15 protein-coding genes and 2 tRNA genes (1 of these 17 cut by a window edge) are annotated in these 17,420 nt (G+C 72.4%); 9 read left to right on the top strand and 8 right to left on the bottom strand.

From position 1 onward, the window contains the following. The first annotated feature begins 14 nt into the window (after positions 1-14). Positions 15-1,205 (top strand): MFS transporter, encoded by a 1,191-nt coding sequence (locus CLT72_RS15180; protein WP_101412417.1) that lies wholly within the window; start codon positions 15-17, stop codon positions 1,203-1,205. 118 nt (positions 1,206-1,323) lie between these two features. Here the strand turns inward: CLT72_RS15180 and CLT72_RS15175 are convergent, their stop codons facing one another. The 4 genes from CLT72_RS15175 to CLT72_RS15160 all read right to left on the bottom strand — a co-directional run bounded on the left by CLT72_RS15175 (position 1,324) and on the right by CLT72_RS15160 (position 8,091). After that, on the bottom strand, positions 1,324-2,421 hold the full coding sequence (locus CLT72_RS15175) for an NAD(P)/FAD-dependent oxidoreductase (protein ID WP_101412416.1): 1,098 nt from the start codon (positions 2,419-2,421) through the stop codon (positions 1,324-1,326). A 159-nt stretch (positions 2,422-2,580) separates the two neighbouring features. After that, positions 2,581-3,804: a S8 family peptidase gene (locus CLT72_RS15170; RefSeq protein WP_101412415.1), complete on the bottom strand. Its 1,224-nt coding sequence runs from the start codon at positions 3,802-3,804 to the stop codon at positions 2,581-2,583. 116 nt (positions 3,805-3,920) lie between these two features. Beyond that, positions 3,921-7,118 carry an Hsp70 family protein gene (locus CLT72_RS15165; protein WP_101412414.1) on the bottom strand — a complete coding sequence of 1,066 codons (3,198 nt, stop codon included), beginning with the start codon at positions 7,116-7,118 and terminating at the stop codon, positions 3,921-3,923. 106 nt (positions 7,119-7,224) lie between these two features. Beyond that, a complete protein-coding gene (locus CLT72_RS15160; protein ID WP_101412413.1) occupies positions 7,225-8,091 on the bottom strand; it encodes a sigma-70 family RNA polymerase sigma factor in 867 nt (288 codons plus the stop codon). Between the two features lie 146 nt (positions 8,092-8,237). Here CLT72_RS15160 and CLT72_RS15155 point away from each other — a divergent pair, with 146 nt between their 5' ends. Next, entirely contained in the window at positions 8,238-8,702 is a 465-nt protein-coding gene (locus tag CLT72_RS15155; RefSeq protein WP_199184572.1) for a carboxymuconolactone decarboxylase family protein, read from the top strand. Positions 8,703-8,764: 62 nt separating this feature from the next. Here the strand turns inward: CLT72_RS15155 and CLT72_RS15150 are convergent, their stop codons facing one another. Together CLT72_RS15150 and CLT72_RS15145 are read right to left on the bottom strand one after the other, a co-directional pair. Then, positions 8,765-9,184 carry an ASCH domain-containing protein gene (locus CLT72_RS15150; RefSeq protein ID WP_101412411.1) on the bottom strand — a complete coding sequence of 140 codons (420 nt, stop codon included), beginning with the start codon at positions 9,182-9,184 and terminating at the stop codon, positions 8,765-8,767. Between the two features lie 117 nt (positions 9,185-9,301). After that, a complete protein-coding gene (locus CLT72_RS15145; RefSeq protein WP_101412410.1) occupies positions 9,302-9,745 on the bottom strand; it encodes a hypothetical protein in 444 nt (147 codons plus the stop codon). A 427-nt stretch (positions 9,746-10,172) separates the two neighbouring features. Here CLT72_RS15145 and CLT72_RS15140 point away from each other — a divergent pair, with 427 nt between their 5' ends. Continuing rightward, positions 10,173-10,952, top strand: coding sequence for an SDR family NAD(P)-dependent oxidoreductase (locus tag CLT72_RS15140; RefSeq protein WP_101412409.1), 780 nt, complete (start codon positions 10,173-10,175; stop codon positions 10,950-10,952). A gap of 46 nt (positions 10,953-10,998) precedes the next feature. Here the strand turns inward: CLT72_RS15140 and CLT72_RS15135 are convergent, their stop codons facing one another. After that, the gene (locus tag CLT72_RS15135; protein WP_101415179.1) at positions 10,999-11,358 is read right to left on the bottom strand and encodes a hypothetical protein; all 360 of its coding nucleotides are present in this window, start codon (positions 11,356-11,358) and stop codon (positions 10,999-11,001) included. Between the two features lie 63 nt (positions 11,359-11,421). On the opposite strand from CLT72_RS15135, the gene CLT72_RS15130 reads away from it, so the two are divergent. Further along, positions 11,422-12,891, top strand: a complete 1,470-nt coding sequence (locus tag CLT72_RS15130) for an outer membrane protein assembly factor BamB family protein (RefSeq protein WP_144082257.1) — start codon at positions 11,422-11,424, stop codon at positions 12,889-12,891. Positions 12,892-12,996: 105 nt separating this feature from the next. Here CLT72_RS15130 and CLT72_RS15125 read toward each other — a convergent pair. Further along, positions 12,997-13,070, bottom strand: a tRNA-Gly gene (locus CLT72_RS15125). Between the two features lie 188 nt (positions 13,071-13,258). On the opposite strand from CLT72_RS15125, the gene CLT72_RS15120 reads away from it, so the two are divergent. The 5 genes from CLT72_RS15120 to clpX all read left to right on the top strand — a co-directional run. Then, a tRNA-Pro gene (locus CLT72_RS15120) sits at positions 13,259-13,332 on the top strand. A gap of 136 nt (positions 13,333-13,468) precedes the next feature. Further along, positions 13,469-14,821 (top strand): trigger factor, encoded by a 1,353-nt coding sequence (gene tig / locus CLT72_RS15115; RefSeq protein ID WP_101412407.1) that lies wholly within the window; start codon positions 13,469-13,471, stop codon positions 14,819-14,821. 169 nt (positions 14,822-14,990) lie between these two features. Then, positions 14,991-15,632 (top strand): ATP-dependent Clp protease proteolytic subunit, encoded by a 642-nt coding sequence (locus CLT72_RS15110; protein ID WP_088998841.1) that lies wholly within the window; start codon positions 14,991-14,993, stop codon positions 15,630-15,632. A 10-nt stretch (positions 15,633-15,642) separates the two neighbouring features. Then, positions 15,643-16,305 carry an ATP-dependent Clp protease proteolytic subunit gene (locus tag CLT72_RS15105; RefSeq protein WP_088998842.1) on the top strand — a complete coding sequence of 221 codons (663 nt, stop codon included), beginning with the start codon at positions 15,643-15,645 and terminating at the stop codon, positions 16,303-16,305. A 219-nt stretch (positions 16,306-16,524) separates the two neighbouring features. Next, positions 16,525-17,420 carry the 5' portion of an ATP-dependent Clp protease ATP-binding subunit ClpX gene (clpX, locus tag CLT72_RS15100; protein WP_088998843.1) on the top strand. 400 nt of this gene lie beyond the right edge of the window, so only the first 896 of its 1,296 coding nucleotides appear in the window; the start codon lies at positions 16,525-16,527; the stop codon falls past the right edge of the window.

The following is a 17,420-nucleotide window of genomic DNA, read 5'->3' as shown; positions in this document are numbered from 1 at the left end:
GTCGTCGCATAGCCATGACCGGCGGAAAACTGTTGTTCTACCGGCCCATCGCGCCGCTCTTCGCCGCGATCTTCCTGGGCCTGCTCGGCGTCGGCGCGTCCCTGGCCGTGCTGCCGTTCTACGTGCTCGACGAGCTGGACGGCAACCGGGTCGAGGTGGGGGTGGTGATCGCCGCGATCGCGGTCTCCGCGGTGATCGCCCGGCCCATCGCCGGCCGGATCGGCGACCGGCACGGGTACCGGACGGTGATGCTGGGCGGGGCGCTGGTGTGTGCCGCCGCCGGGGCGGCCTACCTGGTGGCCGGCAACGTCGGCGTGCTGGTCGGCGTCCGGGTCCTGCACGGGATCGGTGAGGCGGCCGTCTACACCGCCGGCGCGGCCTGGCTGGTGGCGCTGGCGCCGGCCGACCGGCGGGGCCGCGTCGTCGGCCTGTACGGCATCCACATGTGGCTGGGCATCACGCTGGGCGCCCTGCTCGGCGCGGTGCTGCTGCGTACCTCCGGTTATCCGGCGGTGTGGCTGTTCGCGATCCTGACGGCGGCCGCCGGGGCCGCGCTCGTCGCCGCCCGACCGGGGCCGCAGCAGGCGAGCCCGGCGGGCCGGGCCGGCCTCCTGCCGCGCAGTACGGTGGTCCCTGGCGTCGCGCTCTCCCTGGCCGGGTTCGGCTACGCCGCGCTGGCCGCGTTCGTGGCCCTGCACATGGCCGAGCGGGGAGTCGAGAACGGCATCGCGGCGTTCAACGCGTTCGGCTTCACCTACGTGGGGGTCCGGCTCTTCGTGGGCGGGCTGCCCGACAAGCTCGGTGCCGGCCGGGTGGCCGTCGGGTCGGCCCTGGTGGAGGCGGTGGGGCTGCTCCTCGTCGCGGTCGCGCCGAACCTGCTGGTCGCGGTCCTCGGCGGGCTGGTGATCGGCGCCGGGCTCTCGCTGCTCTTCCCGGCGCTGGCCCTGTTGGTCATCAACCGCACGGACCCGGCCCACCAGGGGGCGGCGCTCGGCGCGTTCACCTCGTTCTGGGACATCGGCCTGGTGGCCGGGGCGCCGCTGGCCGGCCTGGTCGCCAGCGTGGCCGGCTACCCGGCGGTCTTCCAGGTGATGCTGCTGGCGGCGCTGGTGTCGGCGGCCCTCTCGGCGTGGACGATGCTGCCCCGCCGCTCCCCGCGAACCAACACTCCGGCTGACCTCCCACCCACCTCCACGCCCCGCTGATCATGAGGTTGGCGGCGAAGTCGATCTCCTCGGCTGCCGCCAACCTCATGATCGACGCGGGTGGCCGGTGGCCGGTGGCCGGTGGCCGGGGGTCGGGGGTCGGGGGGGGCGGGTGGTGTCAGGGGAAGCGGGAGGGGGAGAAGGGGGCGGGGTCGACCAGGGGCGGGGCGTCGACCGCCAGCGCGGCGAGCAGGGCGCCCGCCGCCGGGGAGGTCTGGACGCCGTAGCCGCCGAGCCCGGCCATCCAGAGGAAGCCCGGCGCGTCGGTCGCCGGGCCGATCACGGGCACGTCGTCCGGGGCGGCGGTCCGCAGCCCGGCCCAGGGCTGGTGGACGCGGCGGATCTCCAGTGTGGTCGCCGCCTGCACCCGGTCTGCGCCGATCGCCACGTCGAGGTCCTCGGGACGGGCGTCGCCGGGCGGCGCCGGGGTGGTGTCGCACGGGGAGACCAGCAGGCGTCCCGACTCCGGCTTGAAGTAGAAGCTGCCGTCGACGTCGTTGACCATCGGCCAGTCCACCGCCGGGACGCCGGCCGGCGCGTCCACCAGGAAGGCGGTGCGCCGCAGGGGCGTCAACCCCACCGGTCGTACGCCGGCCGCCGTCGCGACCTCGTCGGCCCAGGCGCCCGCGGCGTTGACGACGACCCGGGCGGTGAACTCGCCGGCGTCCGTGGTGACCTGCCATCCGCCGCCGCTCCGCCGCAGCCGGCGCACCCGCGCGCCGCACACGACCCGGCCGCCGGCCGCCCGGACGCCCCGCAGGTACCCCTGGTGCAGCGCGGCGACGTCCAGGTCCCGTACGGCCGGCTTCACCATCGCCCGCCGGCACCACTCGGGCCGCACGACGGGGCAGTGCCGGGGCAGGTCGGCGACGTCGATCTCGCGGGCCGGCGGGTCCACCTCGGCCCCGTCGCGCAGCGCCTCCTCGAAGGCGTCCTCGCTGCCGGGTGGGCAGAGGCTGAGCACGCCGCGCGGGGTGAGCAGCGGGTGCTCGGCGAATCCCGGCGGCGGCGCGGTGAGGAAGCCCCGGCTGGCCCGGGTCAGCGCGCGCACCGCCGACCCGCCGTAGTACTCGGAGAACACGGCGGCCGAGCGGCCGGTGGAGTGCTGGCCGGGGACCTGTTCCATCTCCAGCAGCACCACGGTCCCGTACGCGGCGAGGTGGTGTCCGGCGCTGGCGCCCGCGATGCCCCCGCCGATGACCAGATAGTCGATCATCGATTGAACGGTAGTCGGCGGGTCGGGCGCGGACAAGGGTCGACAAGAATCGATCTTCCAGCCGCAGCCGCAGCCGCAGCCGCAGCCGCAGGCTGTGGACGCGGGTGAGCCGCGCGGCCCGCCGGTGCGACGGGCCGCGCGGACCAGGGCCGCGTGGGGTCAGGGGCCGCAGTAGAGCAGGCGGTTCGGCGTGCCGCTGACGACGCCCGTCACCACCCCGATCGTCGCCCGGCCGTTCAGGTGCGCCGCCACCTGCGCGGGGCTCCAGGTGGGATTGGCCGAGAGCGCGAGGGCGGCGCACCCGGCGACGTGCGCGGCGGCCATCGAGGTGCCGCTGATGGTGGTCACCGCCGTGTCGCTGGTGTGCCAGGTGGACCGGATGTTGGCGCCGGGGGCGTACAGGTCGAGGCAACTGCCGTAGTTGCCGCTCGGCATCCGGGCGTCGGTGCTGGTGGTGCCGGCCACCGTGAGCGCCGCCGCCACCCGCGCGGGCGAGTAGTTGCACGCGCTGCCGTTCGAGCTGCCCGCCGAGACGGCGTACGTCACCCCGGAGGAGATCGAACGGTTCACCGCGGCGTCCAGCGTCGTGCTGGCGCCGCCGCCGAGCGCCATGAGCGCCACCGCGGGCCGCACCGCGTTCGCGGTGACCCAGTCCACCCCGGCGATCACCTGGGAGAACGTGCCGCTGCCCGCGCAGTTGAGCACCCGCACCGGCCGCAGCCGCACCTCCTTGGCCACCCCGTGCAGGGTGCCGCCGACGGTTCCGGCGAGGTGGGTGCCGTGGCCGTTGCAGTCGTCCGCCGGGCCGCCGTCGACCAGGTCGACGCCGCCGCTGGCCCGGACGCCGAAGTCGCCGTGCGTGCTCCGGATGCCCGTGTCGATGACGTACGCGTGCACGTTGTGCGCGGTGTTCGGGTAGGCGTACCGGCCGTCGAGCGGGAGGCGGCGCTGGTCGATCCGGTCCAGCCCCCACGACGGCGGGTTGAGCTGCACGCCCGGCCCGACGAGGGTCACCACCCGGTCCCGTTCCACGTACGCCACGGCCGGGTCGGCGGCGAGCCGTCGGGCCGCCCGCTCGGGCAGGTGCGCCACGAATCCGCTGAGCGCGTGCCCGTAGACGCGGCCGACGGTGGCCCCGTAGCGGTCGGCCAGCCGGCCGGCGGCGTCCGTGACGGCGGCCCGCCGACCATCGGCGTGCCCGAGTGCGTCGTCCCTGAGTACCACCACGTATGCGTCGGTCACGGCGCCCGCGGCGTCGGCGTGCAGGATCCCGCCGGTGGCCGTATCCGCCGCCGCGGGGGTGCCCATCGCGGCGACGACCGTGGCGGCGGCGAGTACGCCCACCGCGCGGGCGCGCCATCGCCGGGTACGGGGAAGTGTCATCTGCCGGTCCTCCTCCTGTCGGCCCCGCGCCGGCTCGTGACCGACGCGAAGCTGCCTGGCCGTTGAGAGGAGGCTATCGGCTATATAGATCGTTATGAATCGCTGTCGGGAATCGGCTACTCGGCGAACCGGTAGAGCACGAATCCGTACGGGGACCGTGCCCCGGCGTCCCCGCTCCGCCTCCCGGCGCCGCAGACGATGACGCTGGTGTTCCACGAGCAGCTGTCGCTGCGTACGTCCTTCAACTGGCCCAGCTCGGCCACCTCGCCCGAGCCCACGGACATCCCGGCGACGCTGCGGTCGTCCTCGATCGAGCTCGGCGGGTCGGCGAGGAGGAGCACGTTGCCCGCGTCGAGCCGGACCGCCACCCCGCCGCGCTCGGAGAGCACGGCGCGACCGTCGGGGCCGAACAGCGTGCCGGCCGCCTCCGGGGTGGTCCGTCGGGCGAGCAGGTGCTCACCGAGCGGCACCAGCAGGGTCGCCTCCGGCGCCTTCCAGCGGGTCCACTTCTCCTCGGTCGCCGCCACGACCTCGGCGGTCTCGTCGTCGCCCCCGGTCACCTCCAGGAGGCACGCCCGGTGCTCGCCGCAGGGCACCAGCGACTTCGGCCGTCGCCGGTCGTCCTCTGCGGTGTAGAGCACCTTCGGCTGGGCGTCGCTCGTCAGGTCGTACGCCAGCAGCTGGTAACCGGCGTCGTCGCGCGCCACGTAGAGCCGGTCCCCGTGCGCCACCACCAGGTCGTCGTGGTCGGCCACCCCGGCGCGGGTGGAGACCACCCGGCCGCTGCCCATCTCGATCAGCCGGACGGACCGGTCCGCGCCCACCTGCACGATCCGGCTGACGTCCCCGCGCCACGGATCGCGCGGGGAACCGTCGAGGAAGGCCGGGCCGGCCAGCGCCTCGTCGGTGGTCACCGGGTGGACGGCGGTGCGCGTGTTGTCGTACTCGTCGCGCGGGCTGGGCTGCGCCCAGATCTCCCCGCCGTCGCGCAGGCGCAGCCCGACGAGCCGCTTGCCGGTGCGGTCGACCTGCACCGCGACGCCGTCGCCGAAGAGGACGTCGTCGTCGCCCAGGATCGGCCGGCGCCACCGCTGGTCGCCGGAGGCGCCGTCGAGCAGCACCAGGTCGCGGGGGGTGTCGTCGCCGATGGCGTCGGCGACGACCGCGACCGCGCCGGGCAGCGCGACGATCCGCTCCCACCGCTCGGAGGTCGCCGCCGTCTGCCTGCGCCACTTCACCGCGCCCGTGCCGGCGTCGACCGCCACCACCTCCAGCCGCCCGTCGCCGAGCGGATACCCGAGGTACGCCCGGTCGCCGAGGACGGCGGTGAACATGTCCGCCGGTCGCTCGGTGCCGGCGGGCACCCGCGTCAGCTGGTCGACGGTGCGGAACTCCAGGGCCGGGTAGCGGTCCCGGGTCAGGTACAGCACCGCCGCGGTCGCCACGCCGGCCAGCGCGAGGACGGCGGCGAGCGAGATCCAGAGCGCCCGGCGTCGGGGGAGCGCCAGCCCGCTCCGGCCGCCGCCGGGCGACGGCGACACCGGCGTCCCGGAGACGGGTACGCCCGACCACGCCCCCGCGGCACCGCCCAGGGGTACGCCCGGCGGTGCGTAGGGTGCCGTGCCTCCGGCCGGTGCGCCCGACGACGGGTGAGCCTCCGGCGCCCACGCCTGTGCGACCGGAGACGGGCCGGCGTCCGGCGGCGCGAACGACGACGGGCCGGCGCCCGGCGGGGCGAACGACGACGGGCCGGCGCCCGGCGGGGCGAACGGGGTGGCCGGCGACCGTGTCGCGGGCACGGTCGGAGCGGTCGGCGGGCCGGCGACCATGGTCGGCGCGAGCCCGGCGGGCAGGGCCGGCGTGACGCCCTCCGGTCCGCCGACGGCGGTCGGCGTGGGGGCCGGGCCGGCGGGCACGGTCGGCGCGTTGCCGTCCTGGCCGCCGGCACCCCCACCCGGCGCGGCGGGCCGGTGGGGCGCGGCCGGCTCGTACGGCGGCCCGCCGACGGACCCGGGCTGCGCCGTCAGGCCGGGCGGTGTCGACGCGGCGGCCTGTGGTGCCGGCGCGGCGGGATCGGGCTGTGGTACCCCGGCCGGTCTCGCCGGCACGGCGGGCGCGGCCGGTTGCGCCGGTGCGACGGCGGGTGCGGCGAAGGCGTCGGCGGCACGGCCGCGCCGGGGCAGGGGCAGGTCGGTCAGCGCCCCCTCGGCCACGGGCAGCTCCGGCTGCTCCAACACGGTCGGGGCGACGCCCAGCTCGGCGTGCAGCAGCCGGGCCACCATCGGCATCCGGGTGGCGCCGCCGACCAGGAACAGGCCCGAGAGCTGCTGCGCGTCGAGGCCGGCCGCCGCGATCACCTCCCGGGCCACCGCCACCGCCCGACCCAGCAGCGGCGCGGCCACCCGCTCCAGGTCGGCCCGGGTGAGCGTGACCGCCGCCTCCACCCCCGGTACGGCCACCGGCGCGGCCGGCACCCGCGACAGCATCTCCTTGGCGCCCCGGACGTTCTCCCAGAGCTCGTGGCGCTCCCGCCACTGGGTCGCGGACTCCGGACGGGTCAGCCGCGCCCACCGGTCGGGGTGCGCCTCGGCCACCAGCTCACCGAGGCGACCCAGCAGGGCGGCGTCCACGTCCAGGCCACCGAGATCGTCCGCGCCGCCCGCCGTGACGACCGTGAACCCGGAGTCGCCCCACGGGTCCGCGCCCTCGTTGCGCAGCACCGCGACGTCCAGCGTCCCCGCGCCGAAGTCGAAGACCGCGATCGTCCCGCCCACCGGCACCGGGCGGCGCAGCACCTGGGTGTAGTAGCGGGCGGCGGCCACCGGCTCCCGCAGCAGCCGGGTGCCCGGCGGCGTGGGACCGGAGAGCGTGTGCTCGGCCGCCGACGGCCAGCCGGCCGCCGCCAGGGCGTCGGCCAGCACCTGGCGCCGGGCCGCGTCCCAGGTCGCCGGGCAGGTGAGCACCGCCGGAGGCAGGAACCCGACCGCCTCGACGGCCGCCCGGGCCACCGCGTGCAGCGTCGCGGCCAGCAGCTCGGCCGGCGGGTACCGGCGATCGCCCAGCAGCACGGAGGGCTCGTCGACGCGCCGCTTCGGGTTGGGCTCGTACCGGCCCGGGTCGGTCCGGGCCAGCCGCTGGGCGTCCCGGCCGGCGTGCAGCAGCCCGTCCGCGTCGGCGTACACGCCGGAGGGGATGATCGGCTGCCCGTCCACGAGCAGCGGGCGGGTGTGCCCGTCGGGCCGGCGCAGCACGGCGACGGTGTGGGACGTGCCGAGGTCGACGCCGAGGGCGTACCCCTCGTGCTGGCCTGCCATCTGCCGTTACCTCCGCGGGACGAGGGGATGCCCGGCCCCGCATGGTACGCAGCAGCCGCACCGGCGCCGATCCCGCCCTGACGGACGGCTCAGGCTACGCGGGCCGTCAGCCGACGATCAGGTCCAGCCCGGCGATCTGGTCGGGGTCGGCGACCACCTCGATGCCGAGGACCCGGTCGGTGACCACGAAGCTGAGCACCAGGCGCGTACGGCCGTCGACGAGCACCACCGCTCCCGGCGCGCCGTCGACGAACGCCGGCACCGCTCCCTGCGCCTTGCCGGAGAAGAAGTCGGCCACCGTGGCCGAGCCGCGAGCCTCGCCGACCCCGCCCATCGCGACGGCCGCCGCGTCGGAGCGCAGGACGACGTGCGGGTCGAGCAGGGTGAGCAGGTCGTCGAAGCGCCCCTCGCGGGACGCGGCGAGGAACGCCTGGACGACCCCGCGCTGCCGCGCCCGGTCGGCCTCCGGCGCCGGCGACCCGCCCTGCACGCGCCGGCGGGCCCGGCTGGCGATCTGCCGTACGGCGGCCGGGCTGCGGTCGACCACGGGCGCGAGCTCGTCGAAGGAGACCGCGAACATGTCGTGCAGCACGAACACGAGCCGCTCGGTGGGGCCGAGGGTCCGCAGCACCACGTCCAGCGCACGCCCGACCGACTCCGTGAGCATCGCCTCGCGCTCGGGGTCGGCCTCGCCGGCCGCGGACGTGGTCGACTCGTCGGCGGCCACGTCGGTGGGCCGCTCGTGCCGCGCGGCGCTGGAGCCCAGCCGGTCGAGGCAGACCCGCCCGACGGTGGTGGTGAGCCAGCCCGGCAGGTTCTCGATGCCGTCGACGTCGGCGCGGCTGAGCCGCAGCCAGGTGTCCTGGACCGCGTCGTCGGCCTCCGCCCCGGAGCCGAGCATCCGTCGGGCCACGGAGCGCAGCCGGGGGCGCTGCTCCTCGAAGCGCACGGCGAGCAGGTCGGTGTCGCTCACGGCATCGCCATCCCGGTCGGCCTCCGGCCCTTGTGTGGCCCGGGTCACATCTGTCACGTCGCCCCTCCGACCGTCGACAGCAGGGTGACGAAGAAGGAAGCGCTGCGGCGGGGGCGTCGGCAGCGTAACAGGAAGGACGGCACGCGATGTCCGTACAGGCCCGTATGCAGAACCCCGCGACCCTGCTCCCCGACGTGGTGAAGGCAATCAATCTGCTCTACAAGGCGGCCCACTCGGCCGGGGTGCCGGGCAGCACCCTGGAGCTGGTCCACCTGCGGGCCAGCCAGATCAACGGGTGCAGCGCCTGCGTCGACTCCGGTGCCCGCAACGCCCGGAAGGCGGGGGAGACCGAGGAGCGGCTGTTTGCGCTGGCCGCCTGGCGGGAGACGCCGTACTTCACCGACGCGGAGCGGGCCGCGCTCGCGCTCGCCGAGTCCGCCACGCGGCTCGCCGACCGGGCCGACCCCGTGCCGGACGAGGTGTGGAACGAGGCCGCCCGGCACTTCGAGGAGAAGGAGCTGGCCGCGCTGGTGCTCTGGCTCGCCACCACCAACTTCTTCAACCGGTTGAACGCCACCACCCGCCAGCCCGCCCCGCAGCACTGGGGCTGAGCGGCGGCGACCCGGGCGTGCAGGCGTACGCAACCGCACGCCCGGGCCGCCGGATACCGTCGTCAGACGGTGTGCAGCAGCCGGAAGCGTTCGAGCAGGACCGGGGTGTCGTCGTGGACGGTGAAGCCCGGATCGCCCAGCTCCGCGCGTACCTCCGCGCTGTGCCAGAACGTCTCGTGCCCGGCCCGCCACTGCGCCACCGACTCGTACCCCTCGCCCTCGTCGAGGGCGTGTCGCAGGTCGACGTCGCCGAGCCGGACCACGCGTACCTCGGTCACCTCGATGACCGCGACCCGCTGGCCCGCCGAGTCGAGCACCGCCGAGCGCTGGCCCACCTCGGGCATCGGCTCGTCCGACCGCTCGTAGCCGAGCACGAGGCTGGACGTCGAGGTCTTCGTGCCGGCCAGGATCGCGGCCACCAGGCTGTCCCGCAGCGGTCCCGGAAACGCGAACTCCGCAGCCGGAAGATCATCAAATTCCACGTCGAAAGGCTACCCACGTCGCACGGCGGTCGCCTTCCGATCGCCGTGGCGTCGCTCGCCGACCAGTACCCGAGGACCCACCTGGCGGTGGTGCGGTGCCACCAACCGCTCTCGACGCTAACTACCTCTGATGTACGCGATCGTGGGCTTCTCCGAGTTGTACCGGACGAAATGGTCAGTATTGCTGAAGGTGTTGCACCGGTAACTGTCACCTTCCTGGTCGAAGAAGTCGTAGTCGTAGTGCTCTTCGTTGGAGAATTCCAGCCGGTAGGCATAGCCGCCGACTTCTTCCCCCGACATGTCGGTATTGGAGTGCAGCTTGTACCTCGAGATGGCCGTCGTGGTCTTGAAACTGGCCTCGGTGGTTATCCAGTCGTTTCCACCAACGGGCCAGTTGCAGCTGATGCCGAAGTCGGTCTTCCCCTTGGGCGCAGCCGATCCGCCCTGGTCCGCGTCGGGTTCGCCGAGGTGGCCCACCTCGTACTTCTTCCCCTTGGCGCTGGTGAACTCCTTCCAGACGATGGCATCCTCGTTTACTTTGACGGCAACCTTCTTCGCCATTTCCCACCTTTTCGACAGGGCGGTTGTTGCTCCGCCTCGACATGCTCTGGTGCGCGATCAATGGCCACGATAGGTGAGTGATAGGCAAAGCGACCTGATATGCTCACTACCGCCTCGGCCCGGCGGTGTTTCGGTACCATGTCGCGGTGCCGTACTGCCCGATCGTGACCGCCCGCTGACGGCTGGCGGGTCGGCTGCTGGCGCGTGTTGGCATGGCGACGCGGCGGCGTGGCTGTCCGGCGTCCTACGGCTTACCGCGGTGATCGGCGGGCACCCGATGGGCGTACCGACGGACGATCCCGCTGTCCGAACCGACCTGGGCACTTACCGTGAGCCGGCGGACCTCGGGTGTCGCAGCCCCGAGCAGTCCGACAGGAGTCGAGCCGATCGGCCAGGGAGTTTTCCCCACCTAGACGGGAGATTGAGCGTGCGCGGACTGACGGACAAGGTCGTGCTCGTCACCGGGGGCGGATACAGCCCCGATCAGGTCGGTTCCGGCCTCGGCCAGTCCATGTGCGTGGAGCTGGCCAAGGAAGGGGCGAAGGTCGTCGTGTCCGACCTCTCCCGCGAACGCGCCGACGCGACGGTCGACCGGATCCGTGCCGCCGGGGGCGAGGCGACCGGGGTGGCGGCGGACGTCACCGACGAGGCTTCGGTCCACGGCATGGTGAGCGCCGCCGTCGACGCGTACGGCCACGTCGACGTGCTGGTGAACAATGCCGGCGTGTTCGGCGCCTACCTCCCGCTGCTCGACATCGAGACCAGCCAGTGGGAGCGCGTCATGGAGGTCGACCTGAAGGGGGTCTTCCTCGCGACGAAGGCCACGCTTCCCCACATGCTGGAGCGTGGGAGCGGCGTCGTGATCAACGTTTCCTCAGCATCCGGGCTGGTCGCCAGCGAGGTCGGGGCCGAATACACCACGGCCAAGCACGGTGTCATCGGGCTGACGAAGCAGATCGCCTACGACTACGGCCACCGGGGCATCCGCGCCGTGGGCATCGGACCGGGCGTCATCAAGACGGCAGCGTTCGAGGGCGCGGAGATCACCAGCGACTTCCCGTTCTACGACCTGACGATGCAGGCCCCCGCGGGCCGGTACGGCGAACCCCACGAGGTGGCCCGGGCGGTCTGCTTCCTCGCGAGCGACGACGCCTCCTTCATCCACGGCCACACCATCCCGGTGGACGGTGGGTCGCCGATCAGGTGATGCCGTCCACGCCGCCCTGCGACGACGGCCGGCCCGCCGGCTCCCGTCACGGCCCAGATTGCTGCGTACGACCGGTCCGACGCCTGGCGCGGTGATCAAGGATTCCGTGGGTGACCAGCAGAGCCAACGCAGCCAGTAACAGCACGCCACTGATCCACCGACTCGGAGTGCGCCAGGCGCCGGGCGTGACCTCCGTGAGGCTTCCCAGCCCCAGCAGAACGTAGCAGCCCATGCAGGCTGCCCCTGCGGCCCACAACCGGGGGCGGTGCAGGCTCCGCCCGAACAGCCGCACCGTCGACGCGCCTCGACTGTGGATGACCACCCATGCAGCGGACCCGACCAGGGCGACAGCCGCGCTGGCGAGCAGAAGGTCCACGGCCGTTGCGCCCGCCTCGTAGGTCGTCACGGGCAACACGGTAGCGGCGCCGCGCAGCTGCCGGCTGAGATCACACATCGGTCTCTTCACGGGGTGGTGCGCAACCCGTCGCACCGGATGGTGGTGTCCGTGCCGCGAGCGCGCGTTCCACGCCTCGACGCATCTGTCTCGATGCGTGAGGAATCTGCTGCAAGCGACGCACCTCGTGCGGTTGTCAGCTCACGTCCGGAGGTCACGCCCTGCTCCAACGTGCCGTCGGCAGACAACCATGGACGTCGTTCGAGCCATAGGATCACCGGCACTGCGGCGCCGAGGCAGCAGGGACGCATCCCGGCACGGCGCCGGCAGGGAGGACAGAAGCGCGGGGTCGTGCGACGCCGCGCCAACGGGGAGGTACGAGTGAAGCCTTCGCTAAGGGCACTGACCGTTGCCGCAGTGCTCGCGGCGACGGTGGCGATGCCGGCGGCGCCGGCCGCCGCGGGCGGCACGGGCTGGTGGGCCATGTCCGGCTACCTGGTCAGCAACAGCGGATTCAATCCCAACGAGTCGAAGGTGACGGTCCCGACCGTCCCGAACCTCAAGCTCGCGTACGCCGGCACCCCGGCCCGGACCGGCCAGCGTGCACCGGTCGTCGCCGACGGACTCGTGTACACCCGGGACGACGTCGGTGTCACGGCCACCGACGAGGAGACCGGCGCGCGGAAGTGGCGCTTCGAGCCGGACCCGGAGAGGTACGGCGGGCCGTCGCACCTCGTCCACACGGCCGGCCGGATCGTCTGGGCGGTGAACGATCCCCCGGCCATGCCCGGCGCCGATTCCACCCAGGTCTTCGTCCTGGACGCCGCGACCGGGACGGTGGTCCGGGACTTCCAGGACGAGGGCGTGGTCACGCAGATCCTCGTCGACCGGGATGTCGTCGTGCTCTCCGGCGAGAGCCGCTACAGCAGTGACACACGTGCCTACCGCCTCGCCGACGGGCAGCTGCTGTGGCAGCGCGACCAGCACATGAGACAGCCGGTCTCGGCGAACGGTCGCGTCCTCGTCTCCGGGACCGGACTGGGCGCCGGACCCCTGACGAGCACCATTGTCGACATCGGCACCGGCAGAGTCGTCCACACCACTCAGGACCGCGAGTACCGGCCGCTCGCGGCGGACGAGACGGGGACCAGGTTCTACGTCGGGTGGGGGCACAGCCTGCAGGTCCTCGACGCGACGACCGGCACCCTGACCTGGCTCGCGTCGGGCCTGTACCCGAGGTTCGTGGTGGTCACCCCGACCCGGCTGTACGTCACCTCCACGGGGGGCACCGTCTCCGCGTTGAACCGCAGCTCCGGCGCCACGATCTGGAGCCGGAGCATTTCGGAAAGCCAGCACCAGCGGGCGATCATCGCGGGTGGTGTCTTGTACGTCACCGCCAAGAGCGACCGGGTGTACACCCTGAACCCGGTCGACGGTGCCCCGCTGAAAGCGCCGGCGTTCACCGGCGCGGTCGACCAGCTCGTGGTCACCTACGGCAGGGTGTATGTCACCGACGGCACGAAGCTGACCGTCTACGGCCTCTAGCCCCGGTCCACGGCACGGCCGGCGCCGCTGGCCCCAAGATCCGTACGGTCGGAACAAGAACGGCCCAGGCTCGGCGATCATGTCGCTGGCCTGGGCCGGTACTGCTGGAGCGGGCGACGGGAATCGAACCCGCACCGTCAGTTTGGAAGACTGAAGCTCTGCCATTGAGCTACGCCCGCATGCGCCTTGCCACCGCAGGGCGCGCCGACAGCGTACCCAATGACCCGCGCCGCCCGCTCAGCCGTGTCCCGGCGGGTCCCCGCGACCCGTCCGCAGCGCCCGGATGCCCGGTTGGTCCCTCTTCGGCGCGTTGAGGGACGCCCCGGGACTTCCGGCGGGCCGCGACGGCATAGACTGCTCGTCGCCACGGGGTGTGGCGCAGCTTGGTAGCGCACTCGCTTTGGGAGCGAGGGGCCGTGGGTTCAAATCCCGCCACCCCGACTGTCGTCCGCGGCCGGCCGCCGGGGTCGCCCTTCGCGCGGTTCCCGGCCGCTGCCGGTGCGTCCGGCCGGCTCGCCTACACTCGATGGGCTTATCACGCCCAGACTAAAACCGAGATCCGTCAAGGAGTACGCCTGTGAAGAGCACCGTCGAGACTCTGAGCCCGACGCGCGTGCGGCTCGCCATCGAGGTGCCGTTCGTCGAGCTCGAGCCGAGCCTCAGGAAGGCGTACCGGGAGATCGGACAGCAGGTCCAGGTGCCCGGCTTCCGTAAGGGCAAGGTTCCGGCGGCCGTGATCGACCAGCGGGTCGGCCGGGGCACCGTCCTCAACGAGGCCGTGCAGGAGGCCATCCCGCAGAACATCCTGGCCGCCGTCCGCGAGCACGACCTGAAGACGCTCGGCCGCCCCGAGGTCGAGATCACCGAGTTCAACGACGGTGACTCGCTGAACTTCACCGCCGAGGTCGACGTCCGCCCGGAGATCACCCTGCCGGACCCGGCGACCATCGAGGTGACCGTCGACGAGCTCCAGATCGACGACAGCGAGGTCGACGAGCAGGTGAAGAGCCTGCGTGAGCGGTTCGCCACCCTGAAGACCGTCGAGCGGGCCGCCCAGGAGGGCGACTACGTCCAGATCGACCTGAACGCGACCGTCGACGGCGAGGACGTGCCGGGCGGCTCCGCCAGCAACATCTCCCACGAGGTGGGCAGCAAGCAGCTCCTCCCGGGCCTGGACGAGGCCGTCGTCGGCCTGTCCGCCGGCGAGAGCACCAGCTTCACCACCCAGCTCGTCGGCGGCGACTTCGCCGGCCGCGACGCCGAGGTGGCGGTGACCGTCCGCACGGTCAAGGAGAAGGAGCTGCCGGAGCTCAACGACGAGTTCGCCCAGATGGCGAGCGAGTTCGACACCATCGAGGAGCTGCGCGGCGACCTGCGCGAGCGGGTCACCCGGGGCAAGCGGGTCGAGCAGATCTACGCCGCCCGTGACAAGGCGCTGGAGCAGATGGTGGCCGCCGCCGAGGTGCCCGCGCCGGAGGGCATCGTCCGCGAGGAGGTCGAGAGCCGCAAGCAGGCCATGGTCGACCAGCTCGAGCGGATCGGCGCCTCGCTGGAGGAATACCTCGCGGCCGAGGAGAAGACCGAGGAGCAGATCGACGCCGAGCTGACCGAGGCGGCGACCGAGGGCGTCAAGGTCCAGCTGCTGCTGGACACCCTCGCCGACGCCGAGGACGTGCAGGTCTCCGACGACGAGTTCGGCCACGAGATCGTGCACCGGGCCCAGCGCGCCGGGATGGCTCCGCAGCAGTACTACGACCAGCTGGTCCGCTCGGGCGCGGCCGGTGCCGTCTTCGGTGACGTGCGGCGGGGCAAGGCCCTGGCGTCGGTCATGGAGCGCATCAAGATCAAGGACTCGGCGGGCAACGAGGTCACCCTCGACGCGCTGCGCGCCGAGAGCGAGGCCGAGCACCAGCACGACCACGAGCACTGATCGTCGGGGAAGGCCGCCGTCCGCCGCCAGCGGTGGACGGCGGCCGATTCCCTTTTCGGGTACGCCTCGGCGGTGCTGCGCTGATAGCGAACACTGCCCGGACCGGCGCTCTGCCATCCGGCTGAGCGGTTAGTGTCGGGTAGGACGGTACGGAGAGCGAAGGGCTGCCATGACCGACATGCACATCCAAGCGAAGCCGCTCCGGGCGATCGATGCCCGCGGTGGCGACACCATTGGCAACCTCGACGACTCGGTCTACAACCGGTTGCTCAAGGAGCGCATCATCTTCCTGGGCAGCGAGGTGACCGACCAGGTCGCCAACCGCATCTGCGCGCAGCTCCTGCTGCTCGCCGCGGAGGACCCGGACCGCGACATCAACCTCTGGATCAACTCGCCGGGCGGTTCCGTCTACTCCGGCATGGCGATCTACGACACCATGCAGTTCATCGACAACGACGTCTCGACCGTGGCGATGGGCATGGCGGCGTCGATGGGTCAGCTGCTGCTCTGCGCCGGCACCAAGGGCAAGCGCTACGCCCTGCCGCACGCGCGGATCATGATGCACCAGCCCTCCGGCGGTCTGGGCGGCACCGCGTCCGACATCGCCATCCAGGCGGAGCAGATGCTCTACACCAAGCGGATGTTCCAGGAGCGGGTCGCGCACCACACCGGTCAGGACCAGGCGCAGATCGAGGCGGATTCCGACCGCGACCGCTGGTTCACCGCCCAGGAGGCCCTGGACTACGGCTTCATCGACAAGGTGATCATCGGGGCCGCCCAGGTTCCGGATGGCGCCGGGACCCTGAGCTGAGGAGCTGACGATGACCGACCTGAGCCTGCCGCCCCAGTTCGCGGCCGTGCACAACCGCTACGTCCTGCCGTCGTTCGTCGAGCGCACGTCGTACGGGGTGAAGGAGTCCAACCCCTACAACAAGCTCTTCGAGGACCGGATCATCTTCCTCGGCGTCCAGGTCGACGACGCGTCGGCCAACGACGTGATGGCGCAGCTGCTGACGCTCGAGGGCACCGACCCGGACCGCGACATCATCATGTACATCAACTCGCCCGGTGGCTCGTTCACCGCCATGACGGCGATCTACGACACCATGCAGTACGTCCGGCCGGACATCCAGACGGTCTGCCTCGGCCAGGCCGCCAGCGCGGCCGCCGTGCTGCTGGCCGCCGGCACCCCTGGCAAGCGGATGGCGCTGCCGAACTCGCGGATCATCATCCACCAGCCGGCCACCGAGGGCGGCTACGGGCAGGGCTCGGACATCGAGATCCAGGCCCGGGAGATCCTGCGGATGCGGACGCAGCTCGAGGAGATGCTCTCCCGGCACTGCAACCAGCCGCTCGACAAGGTCCGCAAGGACATCGACCGTGACAAGATCATGACGGCCGAGGAGTCCAAGGAGTACGGGCTGGTGGACACCATCCTCACCAGCCGCAAGAAGGGCCTGCTGGCGGCCAACGCCGCCAGCTGATGAGCTCGGGTCGAGGTCGGCCGGGAGTCCGCTCCCGGCCGACCGTCTGACACACCCGTTTTGGGGGTCGGAGAAACCTCCGCCAGCGGGTAACGTCGGGTCTGTGCGGCTCCACCGGTCCGCCGGCGGGGTGAACGAGCGGGGTGAAACGAGGCGGGCGCTTCCACGTCCGCAGGCGAGGGCCGGGGTCTCCGGTCGACGAGTGCAGGGAGAACGTAGGTGGCACGGATCGGTGACGGCGGCGACCTACTGAAATGCTCGTTCTGCGGTAAGTCGCAGAAGCAGGTCAAGAAGCTCATCGCGGGCCCAGGGGTCTACATCTGCGACGAGTGCATCGATCTCTGCAACGAGATCATCGAGGAGGAGTTGGCCGAGTCCGGCGAGGTGAAGTGGGAAGAGCTTCCCAAGCCGATGGAGATCTGCCAGTTCCTCGACACCTATGTCGTCGGGCAGGACCAGGCCAAGAAGGCGCTCGCCGTCGCGGTCTACAACCACTACAAGCGGATCCAGGCCGAGGCGGCCGGCGCGCCGGGCTCCGGCAGCGACGCCGTCGAGCTGGCCAAGTCCAACATCCTGCTGCTCGGCCCCACGGGGTGCGGCAAGACCCACCTGGCGCAGACCCTGGCCCGGATGTTGAACGTGCCGTTCGCCATCGCCGACGCCACCGCGCTCACGGAGGCCGGCTACGTCGGCGAGGACGTGGAGAACATCCTCCTCAAGCTGATCCAGGCCGCCGACTACGACATCAAGCGCGCCGAGACCGGCATCATCTACATCGACGAGGTCGACAAGATCGCCCGCAAGTCGGAGAACCCGTCGATCACCCGGGACGTCTCCGGTGAGGGCGTCCAGCAGGCGCTGCTCAAGATGCTGGAAGGCACGGTGGCCAACGTGCCGCCGCAGGGCGGGCGCAAGCACCCGCACCAGGAGTTCATCCAGATCGACACCACCAACGTGCTGTTCATCTGCGGTGGCGCCTTCGCCGGGCTCGACCAGATCATCGAGGCCCGCACCGGGCACGGTGGCACGGGCTTCGGCGCCCGGCTCCGGTCGGTCTCCGAGCGGTCGACCGACGACATCTTCAGCCAGGTCATGCCGGAGGACATGCTGAAGTT

This window comes from Micromonospora sp. CNZ309 (assembly GCF_002846525.1).
Note: the sequence above shows the minus strand (reverse complement) of the source record. Positions and strands in the feature narration are given on the sequence as shown.

What these genes read in the sequence shown, in the direction of transcription:
- CLT72_RS15145 (WP_101412410.1), bottom strand. Translation starts at nt 9,745, where the DNA reads ATGGCGAAGAAGGTTGCCGTCAAAGTAAACGAGGATGCCATCGTCTGG.
- CLT72_RS15170 (WP_101412415.1), bottom strand. Translation starts at nt 3,804, where the DNA reads ATGACACTTCCCCGTACCCGGCGATGGCGCGCCCGCGCGGTGGGCGTA.
- CLT72_RS15165 (WP_101412414.1), bottom strand. Translation starts at nt 7,118, where the DNA reads ATGGCAGGCCAGCACGAGGGGTACGCCCTCGGCGTCGACCTCGGCACG.
- CLT72_RS15180 (WP_101412417.1), top strand. Translation starts at nt 15, where the DNA reads ATGACCGGCGGAAAACTGTTGTTCTACCGGCCCATCGCGCCGCTCTTC.
- CLT72_RS15110 (WP_088998841.1), top strand. Translation starts at nt 14,991, where the DNA reads ATGACCGACATGCACATCCAAGCGAAGCCGCTCCGGGCGATCGATGCC.
- CLT72_RS15155 (WP_199184572.1), top strand. Translation starts at nt 8,238, where the DNA reads ATGTCCGTACAGGCCCGTATGCAGAACCCCGCGACCCTGCTCCCCGAC.
- CLT72_RS15175 (WP_101412416.1), bottom strand. Translation starts at nt 2,421, where the DNA reads ATGATCGACTATCTGGTCATCGGCGGGGGCATCGCGGGCGCCAGCGCC.
- CLT72_RS15105 (WP_088998842.1), top strand. Translation starts at nt 15,643, where the DNA reads ATGACCGACCTGAGCCTGCCGCCCCAGTTCGCGGCCGTGCACAACCGC.